The organism is Anabaena sp. FACHB-83, assembly GCF_014697485.1.
Taxonomy (GTDB): Bacteria; Cyanobacteriota; Cyanobacteriia; order Cyanobacteriales; family Nostocaceae; genus Nostoc_B.
This window is the reverse complement of the sequence record NZ_JACJRY010000093.1, coordinates 1-10,011: the sequence shown is the minus strand read 5'-3', so window position 1 is coordinate 10,011 and position 10,011 is coordinate 1. Positions and strand designations below refer to the sequence as shown.

Annotated in this window: 6 protein-coding genes and 1 pseudogene; 5 read left to right on the top strand and 2 right to left on the bottom strand. The window is 39.5% G+C overall.

Annotated features, from left to right (window positions below; genetic code table 11):
* The 5 genes and pseudogenes from H6G79_RS35590 to H6G79_RS35570 form a co-directional block, all read left to right on the top strand.
* A partial coding sequence (locus tag H6G79_RS35590) for a response regulator transcription factor (protein ID WP_191049426.1) occupies nucleotides 1-360 on the top strand: 360 nt, incomplete at its 5' end.
* 710 nt (nucleotides 361-1,070) lie between these two features.
* Nucleotides 1,071-1,349: a hypothetical protein gene (locus tag H6G79_RS35585; RefSeq protein WP_206758812.1), complete on the top strand. Its 279-nt coding sequence runs from the start codon at nucleotides 1,071-1,073 to the stop codon at nucleotides 1,347-1,349.
* Nucleotides 1,350-1,540: 191 nt separating this feature from the next.
* On the top strand, nucleotides 1,541-5,032 hold the full coding sequence (locus tag H6G79_RS35580) for a caspase family protein (protein WP_190595224.1): 3,492 nt from the start codon (nucleotides 1,541-1,543) through the stop codon (nucleotides 5,030-5,032).
* Between the two features lie 78 nt (nucleotides 5,033-5,110).
* Entirely contained in the window at nucleotides 5,111-7,720 is a 2,610-nt protein-coding gene (locus tag H6G79_RS35575) for a CHAT domain-containing tetratricopeptide repeat protein (protein WP_199334151.1), read from the top strand.
* Nucleotides 7,721-8,050: 330 nt separating this feature from the next.
* Nucleotides 8,051-8,731, top strand: a pseudogene (locus H6G79_RS35570) (ISLre2 family transposase); the annotation flags it as partial.
* 108 nt (nucleotides 8,732-8,839) lie between these two features.
* Here H6G79_RS35570 and H6G79_RS35565 read toward each other — a convergent pair.
* Together H6G79_RS35565 and H6G79_RS35560 are read right to left on the bottom strand one after the other, a co-directional pair.
* The gene (locus tag H6G79_RS35565; protein ID WP_199334150.1) at nucleotides 8,840-9,106 is read right to left on the bottom strand and encodes a recombinase family protein; all 267 of its coding nucleotides are present in this window, start codon (nucleotides 9,104-9,106) and stop codon (nucleotides 8,840-8,842) included.
* A 253-nt stretch (nucleotides 9,107-9,359) separates the two neighbouring features.
* Nucleotides 9,360-9,938: a Uma2 family endonuclease gene (locus tag H6G79_RS35560; RefSeq protein WP_191049424.1), complete on the bottom strand. Its 579-nt coding sequence runs from the start codon at nucleotides 9,936-9,938 to the stop codon at nucleotides 9,360-9,362.
* Nucleotides 9,939-10,011 lie beyond the last annotated feature (73 nt).

Genomic DNA, 10,011 nt, shown 5'->3' with positions numbered 1-10,011 from the left:
ACTTTGCTGAATGAGGACTTAAAACTCGAAGTTGTTAAGCAACATAAAGTTATATCAGAACTCCTAGTCAATGAGGAGTGCGTTTATTCAACAGATCAGCCTACTTCTGTATTAACGTCACGCCAAATTGAAATTTTACGATTTATTGCAAAAGGACTTTCCACAAAAGAGATTGCAGAAGCAATCAATGTCAGTGCTAAAACAGTCGAAGCACACCGAGTCCAGTTGATGAAACGGTTGAATATTCATGATGTTGTCGGTTTAGCACGGTATGCAGATCGTCATGGCATAGTAAATTTTGATGCTAATGATAAGCTCATCAATGAAAAGGGTAAATATAAAACTAAGGAAAATCCTTAGATAAATAAGGAATTTCCTTAGTTGTATTTTTATTGGATTAATAGTATGTTCTAGAAAACTATACAAAGTAAAAAAATTGTAGAAAAGCGTGTGATTTTATTAAAAACTACACCGATATAGGATTAAATAACACGGCTTATGTGAGTTGAGAGAATTCCAGGTAGATGATTATCGAAGGCTAAATCTTTTGGTACTGCTGGGTAGTCTTCAAATTGCATAAGAGGTGTAATGTTTAGTAATGCTCAAAAACTAGCTATAATTTTTCTGCTTTTTTATTACTGTGTATTTCTACAGAGCCAAAATTATTATCTAAAAATCGATGTAGATACATAAATATTTTTATTTTTACAGATTATAAAAATATAAAATATATATCAAAAAGGGGGTAGTATTTTCTGGAATCGATATTTGTGGATTTGTAGCTTTATAAAGATTGTAAATAGTACGATTCATCAAGCCCTTCTCTTTAGTAATAGGGAAATTTTGGTGTTGTAAAGGACAAAATAAACACTTTTATACATCTTGTGTTTTATGAGAACTGAAGATGAGTCTTTACCCTTTGTAATTACGTTTTGATGTAAATATCAAAGTTTTGTTTCCAAGCTTTGAACAGTCTGGATTTGGAGTTTTCGGACAGATTTAGTAAACTACTTTTGATAATTGATGGAGCAAAAATTTTGGTTTTGATAATTCCGATAATTATAGGGATCTTGGCTGGTGCTACGCTAGGATTGGGTAGTACTACGGTGGGATTGACTGTGTGGTATTCTCGGTTTTCTCGCAAAGAACAACAGGTAGCTGATAAATTATTTTACGACATCTTTAAGGAATCGGTTAAATTAAAGTGGGGTTTTATGCTTCCTGATTATGTTCAGACTATTAATATGGAAGAAATTAAAAAAGAACTTATAGAACAGGGAGCGGACGGAGACGAAGTTGACCAAATGTTAACCGATAGTATCGAAAAAGTAAGTGAAGAATTAAATTAAATAGAGAGAATAGTATATTCGCTACTTTCCCTCCATTTGTGTTGCATACGGCATAAGAATCATGAAAATATTTCTTGTGTTTATGTGAATTTTATTTACACAGTAAAATAATTTCACAAATATTTGCTAGAGAGAAGAGGACTTTTCAAACATCCTCTTAGGCTACTATCAATCACCATTCCGAAGAAATTATGACTCGTAACATATACGCCTTACTTGTTGGGATCGACAAATATCCAGATCCAATTAGTCCGCTTCATGGCTGTGTTAAGGATATTACAGCTATGAAAGAGTATCTAGAAAATCGGGTAAAAAAAGATAAAGATCATCAGCTACATCTGCGGACACGAACAAATGACGAAGCAAAGCGCAAAACAATCATTGACGATTTTCGAGAACATTTGTGTAAGGCTCAGAAGGATGATATAGTCCTTTTTTATTACAGTGGACATGGTTCTCAAGAACGAGCGCCGGAGGAGTTTCGGCATTTAGAGCCAGACAGACTTAATGAAACTTTGGTTTGTTATGATAGTCGATCTCAAGGCGAAGATTGTTGGGATTTAGCAGATAAAGAGTTGGCACAACTGATTGCTGAAGTATCAGAAAAAAAGCCACATATCTGCATTATTCTTGATAGTTGTCATTCAGGTTCGGGAACAAGAGATCCCTTACAAGAAACGGGAGTACGTCTTACCAGCATAGATGAACGAAATCGTCCTTTAAATAGTTATCTCCCTGAATTGCAGCAACAAATCCAAAATTCATTGACTTCTAGTAGTCTTAAGGATAATCCTTCTGGCTGGAAAATACTTACAGGTTCTCATGTTTTACTAGCAGCTTGTCGAGATAGTGAACTAGCGAAAGAAATAAACGGGAATGGTGAACAGAGGGGGGCTTTTTCCTATTGTTTATTAGAGACGTTGAAACAAGCCAATGGAAATATGTCCTATCAAGATTTGTTTAGAGAAGCAAAATCCTTAGTTAGCAATAAGATTACGGATCAGTCTCCTCAATTTGAAGTGAATTATTCAGAGGCTGAAGACCAAGTTTTCCTTAAAGGTGCGATCGCAGAACGTAGTCATTATTTTGCCGTCAGTTATAGCCAAGAACATCATAGTTGGGTGATTGATGGTGGTGGTGTTCATGGCATTCAAAGTCCTTCTGGGGATGAAAAAACGTTGCTGGCACTTTTCCCTTCTAACAGTAATGCTGAAGACCTACATGATCCTTCTCAATCTGTTGGGGACGCAGCAGTAACTTTGGTGTTACCCGCCATCAGTTACATTAAAGACCTAGATCCTGATCAGAAAAAGACATTACAAGATTCTGATAAAGAGAAGACATTTAAAGCGGTTATCATCAGTCTGCCCCTTCCACCTTTAGCAGTTTATTTTGAAGGTGAAGAAGATGGAGTGAAACTGGCACGCCAAGAAATGGAGCCAGCAGGTGGTTTGAACAACCAATCCTCAGCCTATGTCCGTGAAGAGAAAGAACTTACCTTAGCCCACTTTCGTCTATTATGTCGCAAGAACCAGTATTTAATTGTCCGACCTCAAGATGACCGCCCTTTGGTAGCTCAAATTGATGGTTACACTCAAGACAATGCCAAAAAAGCAATTCAACGCTTAGAACATATTGCTCGATGGAATGCGATCGCTCAACTCGGAAGTTCTGGTAATGGTGTCATTAAAGAGGGTGACATAGAGATGGAACTTATCTTTGGCGATAAGGACTTATCTCCTGAAGAGACTCGTTTGGAGTACAAATTAAGAGACGACGGACAAAGAAGCCCATCTACTATTCAAATAAAACTCACTAATAACAGCAATAGGGCATTGTATTGTGGCTTGCTCATTCTTACAGACCTTTTTGAAGTACAATTCCCGTTTAGGCAAGGAATGGAAGCTGGTTATGTGAAGCTTGAGCCACAAGGAACTTATGAGAGTCAATCAGGAAGATTAACGTTACCACAAGAATTGCCGCAAGAAATTACCGAATTTAACAACACCATTAAGCTTATTGTTAGTACCGCCGAGTTTGATGGCAGATTGTTAACTCAGAACAAACTTGATGCACCTAAAACTACAAAGGGGGAAAGAGGAGCAGATCGAGGGGTAATCAATCGAAATACCTTAAATTGTCTCATGAATAAGGTTCAAAATCGTGATTGGGAAGATGCCGAACCACAGAGCTATCAAGATTGGTTTACCAAACAAGTCACAATTACAACTGTCCGTCCGCTGAATGAAACTCCTGTTTCTAACACAGACTCGAAGAATTTAGGTTCAGGGGTCAAGTTACAGCCCCATCCTAGCTTAAAGGCTAAGGCTCGTTTAACTACTGTACCTCAAGCCAGTCGCGGTCTAGAAAAGGTTATTTTACCACCTATTCTGCGAGAAGACCCTCAAGTAACTCAGGCATTTCAATTTACTACCAGTCGTGGCACCGATCCAGGGTTAAGTGTATTGGAACTCACTGATGTGGAAAATCGTGAAGTTGTCACCGAAGAAAACCCTTTAAGATTGTTGACTGATGTTCCACTAGGGGAAGGTGAAAACCTTTTAGCTTTTGCCTATGATGGTGAGTTTTACTTGCCATTAGGTTATGGGACAACAATTGAAAATGAAGATGGCAAGACGCAAACGGAAATTAAGTTAGAACGATTGTCAACCCCATACAGTGGAGATAGAGACGTAGTAGGCTCTATTTGGATGTGTTTTGTAAAGGTGATCGGCGAAAACCTGGGTCGAAAGTTTGACGGTTATCATCTCAGGGCGGTTAAAGTTGCTGAAGATCAAACCGTAACTCCTGTAGAAAATATCAAAGACCAGGTAAAAAATGCAAATCGTATCTTGCTCTACGTTCACGGGATTCTAGGTGATACCAAAGATATGGTCAAGAGCGTTCAAAGGGCGAAACTTTCAGTAGATGGGCAAGAACACTCTCTTAATGATCTTTATGACTTAGTTCTAACTTTTGACTACGAGAACATTAACACTGACATTCCAGAAATTGCTCGCATTCTCAAAAAGAAACTTGAAGATGTAGGTTTGAGAGCTAATCACAGTAAAGTTCTACATATTGTCGCTCATTCTATGGGAGGGTTAGTTTCCCGTTGGTTTATTGAGCGAGAAGAAGGTAATCAGGTTGTCCAACATTTAGTGATGTTAGGGACTCCCAATGCAGGTTCTCCTTGGTCAACGGTTCAAGATTTGGCGACGCTGGCTTTGGGAATTGGACTCAATAGCCTCTCTACGGTTGCTTGGCCAGTAAAAGTGCTAGGGAGTCTAGTTAGTGGGATAGGAGTAGTAGATGTAACGCTAGACCAAATGAAGCCTAGTTCGGCCTTTCTGAGAAACTTAGCTGCAAGTCCCGATCCGGGTATTCCTTATTCAGTGATTGCTGGTAATACCTCTATTAAGCGGGCAGCGATGGAGGAAGAAGGAGGAAAAGCGAGCCTATTAAATCGACTGATACAAAACTTAGGCACTCAAGTTGTGGAATTTCCTTTCTTTGGTCAACCAAATGATATTGCTGTGAAAGTGGACAGCATTAAGAATATTCCAGAAGGAAGAATGATTCCTCCCAATATCCAAGAAGTGGCTTGTGATCACTTGACTTATTTTGTTGAGAATTCAAAAGCTTTAAACCATTTAAGTGAATATCTCACTCAAAATCAGTAACCAATAAAAAGGCAAAAGTGGGAAATTCTTCTTACTTTTGACTTTTTCAACATATCAATAATTTGGAACTTAACGATTATGAGTAGACAACTCCAAGAGCAAGCCAGACAACTGTTTCAATTAGGGATGCAGCAAATACGGAGTCGTACTGACAAAGATGCTGTAAATAATTTGCAACAAGCACTAAATATCTATCAAGCAATTAAAGACCGTAAAGGAGAAGCAGATACTTTATTTTGGTTAGGAAATGCTTACTTTGTTGTTGTGAAATATGATAAAACAATTAATTTTTATAATCAATCCTTAGCCATTGCTAGAGAAATTAATGACCAGCAGTTAGAGAATATGCTTCTGGAAGCTTTAGCCATGCTAAAAACTGCTAGTAATCCCCAGCAACAAGAAGCACACCGATTGATGGAAAAAGCTTTTGAGCAAGTTAATACTGGTCAATTGGAAGCCGCAGAACAGTCTTTAAAACAGGCACGAACTATATATCAAAAACTGCAAGATTACGAACAAGAGGCAAGAATTTTAGGAAGTCTGGGAACAGTTTGCAATCGCTTAGGTAAATTCTCTGAAGCAATTCAATATCTACAGCAATTATTGGAATTTTTCTCACAGCAACCATACCAAGAAATAGCAAAAGCAGATGTTCTAGGAACGCTGGGAATTGCTTACAGAAATTTAGGATACTACGCTGAGGCAATTGACTGCGCTCAACAATGCTTGACTATCAAAGAGCAACGGCGGGACTTCCAAGGTGTGTTCGGTGCATTAGAAAGTATTGGACTAGCTTACTATTTCTTGGGAGAATACGATCAAGCGATTAAATACTACGAAAATAGTCTTGAGGTTGCCAACTATCTCCAAGACCCTCGTAATAAGGTGAAAACTTTAAATAATACGGGAATGGTTTATGCTGCTAAGGGAGATTTTACCAAAGCAAACGATTACCAAGAGCAGAGTCTAAACCTCGCCCAACAAATCCAAGACCCCATAGGTGAAGGGCGTAGCTTAGGAAATTTAGGGAATATTTACCAGCACTTGGGAGACTATGCTCAAGCGATTAACTATCAGCAACAATATTTGGATCTCGCTCGCAAATACAAAGATATCCAAGGAGAGGGGATTGCTTTGGGCGGTCTGGGACTTAGTTACTATTACCAAGAAGAATATACCCAAGCACTTAATTATACTCTAGAGAGTTTAGAGATTGCTAGAGAAATCAAAGACCTCGGTGCTGAAGGGAATGCACTGAACAATTTAGGTGGTATTCACTTCAAATTTGGCAATCTTGGGGAAGCAGAAAAATTTCTCCGCACTGCAATGCAAGCCTGGGAATCAATAAGGGCAAGATTGGGTGACAATGATGCTTATAAAGTTTCGGTTTTTGAAGAGCAAGCTCGCACTTACCGATTATTACAAAAAGTCCTCATCGCTCAGAATAAAATCACTGAAGCTCTCGAAGTAGCTGAACGGGGACGCGCTCGTGCATTTGTAGAGTTGTTAGCTTCACGGTTATCCCCCAGCGAAAATCCTGAATCAACTATTGCTTCACCTACCCTACAGCAAATTAAACAAATCGCTAAAGCTCAAAATGCCACTTTAGTTGAGTATTCGATTATTGGTGATGAATTTAAAGTTCAAGGTAAGCGAGGATTTGCCGACTCAGAACTCTATATTTGGGTAATTAAACCCACGGGGGAAGTAGCCTTTCGTAATGTTGACTTAAAACCGTTGTGGCAGACAAATAATACTCTTGAATACCTTGTTCTTCTTACTCGTAATGCTATCGGTGTAAGAGGTCGAGATTGGGAGGACGTGCAAGACCAAAATCTTCCCGATACTGGAGGAGGCGATTTCTCACAACGCCTGAAAAAACTTTATCAAATTCTAATTCAACCAATTGCTGACCTACTGCAGACAGAAGCTAATGCCAAAGTGATCTTTATACCTCAAGGATCTCTGTTTCTTGTTCCTTTCCCTGCTCTGCAAGATGACTCTGACCAATATTTGATTGAAAAACACACCATTCTCACCGCTCCTTCAATTCAGGTATTGCAGTTAACACGCCAACAACAAGCGAAAGTTAACCAAGCTGCACTTACAGAGGTATTGGTGTTGGGAAATCCAACTATGCCTAGAGGTTTAGACAGTTTGCCGGGGGCTAAAAAGGAAGCAGAAGCGATCGCACTTCTTTTTCAGACTCCAGCTATTACAGGAAGCAGTGGTACTAAAAAGGTAATAGTAGAGAAAATGCCCAAAGCAAGAATCATTCATCTAGCCACTCACGGATTATTAGATAATAATCGGGGATTGGGTAGTGCGATCGCACTGGCTCCTTCTGGTAATGATAATGGTCTGCTGAGTGCCGAAGAAATCTTAGACCTGAAACTAAATGCTGAATTAGTAGTTCTCAGTGCCTGTGACACAGGACGAGGGAGATTAACAGGAGATGGGGTAATTGGACTCTCCCGTTCCTTTATTTCTGCGGGCGTTCCTAGTGTAATTGTATCTTTATGGGCAATACCCGATTCTCCGACTGCTGAGTTGATGATTAAGTTTTACGAAAAACTTAAGCAAAACACTGATAAAGCCCAAGCTTTACGTCAAGCAATGCTAATGACAATACAAAAACACCCTCACCCCAAAAATTGGGCTGCTTTTACCTTAATTGGTGAATGGTAGTCAGATAACTCTCTTGCATTACTTTAGGAGGGAGCAACGCGATTTTCTGAAGTCGGGCAAAAACGAGTGACGATGCGCTACTCCACCGGAGGCGATGCCTGCGGCGGGCTACGCCTACGCTAAACCGAAAGTTCAGTAAATTAGTCAAATTGATACTAGTTAGATAGCTAAATATCTCAGTAATACTGAGATAACTCTATTTTTATGGTTGTTTAGTTCTATGATGGGGATAAAAAAGTGTAGGATTCCCATTGAGTAATAGTTTTGATGTGAAATATCAAAACAGGGAATGCCTACACTTCATGAACGAAAAAATATATTCAAGTTTAGAATGAGCATGGTAAAAAAATTAAAACATCATCTCTACCTATTACCAATGATGGGACATATTTAGGTTATGAGGAGTTTCTCAAAATTTTAGAAATGTATCTAGTTAGTTTGGGGATAAGCCAAGCTAAACAGGTTTTGTTAGTTGCTGATGGGGCTGAGTGGATTTGGAAACATATCCCGCCTTTATTAGAGAGAATAAACTGCCCAAAAGCTACTTATAAGCTATTGGATTTTTATCATGCTGCTGCACATTTACAAGACTTTGCTGATGCGGCTTTTACCACGGATAGTGAACGTCAATCGTGGTTTAAAAAAGCTCGGAAAACTTTAAAGAAAGGTCAAGCTCTCAATTTAATGAGGAATATGGATGAATTTATTTCAACAGCTACTGGAGAGCGTTGTAAAATTTTGGTGCGAGAACGTAATTATATTCTCAAAGCTTACCGTAGGCGACTATTAAACTACCACTTAGTCGCACAGGGTCAGCTACCCCTTGGAAGCGGTGCAGTTGAAAGTTTAATTCGTCAAGCTGTGAACTTACGCATGAAAGGGAACAGTAAATTTTGGCTTTCAGATAATGCAGAGATTATGTTACATCTGCGATGTCAATGGATAGCTGGCAGTTGGGACAATTTTTGTAATTCTATTTTTAGCTCTTTCCTTAATCCCAGCAGTGCCTAAACATTTTATACATTTTACTTGAATGTATGTTTTAGCGTTCGTCGAAGACGTTGGCGCAGCCATCGCCTGGCCTTGGAGTGGCGCATTGTCACTTGTTTTTGCCCAATTTCAGAAAATCGCGTTGCTCCCCAAGAAACCAAGAAACTGTATTTGTCTTTCCAAGTCAGATTTTTGAGCGTGGCTAGAAACCCTGCCGTAGAGAATGATTGCTCGGTCTGTTCTAACAGTTGGTAGGACGGAATCAATGTCATATCTCCTCTGTCCGTTTGGGGTTCTGATTGTCTTAATTTTTCCTGATTCTTCCCACCGCAGTAGTGTTTTGAGTGTAACTCCAAACGCTAATTGTGCTTTTCTGGCTGGGACATAGTTGGTCATTACTATCTTAGTATTAATACATTTATACTATCATGTAATGTCCAGCAATGTTCAATGAAGTACAGTTAATCGTTAACTAGAGATCAACTCTTCACCGCGAGAGTCGGCAAGTGGGAATTTGTCGAGAGTGCAACCGAAGAGTCCAGCCTGCACCTGTGATGCTGGTGACAGTATCCGAAAATAAAACTGGGTTGGGTAGCTTGGTAGGTGCAAACCGAACAGTTGCTCAACTCTACAAACCAGTTGCAATGATTTACTCAAATTCAGGTGGCCAAAGTTCTGCGATCTCTAATTCCCAACCTGGAAGTAACTCTGGTAAAGTCAGTTTGTCATTACTTCTTAAAATAACTGGTTCTTGGTTAGGACGATAAACTGTCACCAAAAGTTTGTCAGGGTCAATGAGAATGCCCACTGTAGAACCCAGTTCTAGGAATAGTTGAATTTTTTCTTGCAGGGGCTTGAGGCGATCGCTTTTAGATTTCACCTCAACCGTGAGGTCGGGAACTAACTGCACAAAGTCACGCTGAGTTTTTTTGAGTCGTTCTGCCCGAACAAAGGAAACATCTAGAGCGCGTAAGTTTCTTTTTTCAGGGTCGCCTGTATTTTCGTCATTCTCAAGACTGGGTAAAATAAAACCAGCACTAGAACCAGTTACTCTGCCTAGCTTGCGCGGCATCACCCATACATTCAGAAAAGTTAACAAGCGAGAACCAATTTCGTCTGACTCGTAATCGGATGGCCCCATAACTATAATGTTTCCTTCTACTAGCTCCATCCGCCAATCAGGATTTTGTGACTGTAATTGTTCTAAGTCTTTGATAGTCAGAGACATAAGCCATAACTCGCTTTATCAGCAATCTCTTTCTATCATAGGCGTGTTCGCACTTACTCCCCCACTAGATACC

Excerpts from the sequence above, each read along its gene's own strand:
- H6G79_RS35580 (WP_190595224.1), top strand. The coding sequence starts at position 1,541 with ATGACTCGTAACATATACGCCTTACTTGTTGGGATCGACAAATATCCA.
- H6G79_RS35575 (WP_199334151.1), top strand. The coding sequence starts at position 5,111 with ATGAGTAGACAACTCCAAGAGCAAGCCAGACAACTGTTTCAATTAGGG.
- H6G79_RS35565 (WP_199334150.1), bottom strand. The coding sequence starts at position 9,106 with ATGACCAACTATGTCCCAGCCAGAAAAGCACAATTAGCGTTTGGAGTT.
- H6G79_RS35560 (WP_191049424.1), bottom strand. The coding sequence starts at position 9,938 with ATGTCTCTGACTATCAAAGACTTAGAACAATTACAGTCACAAAATCCT.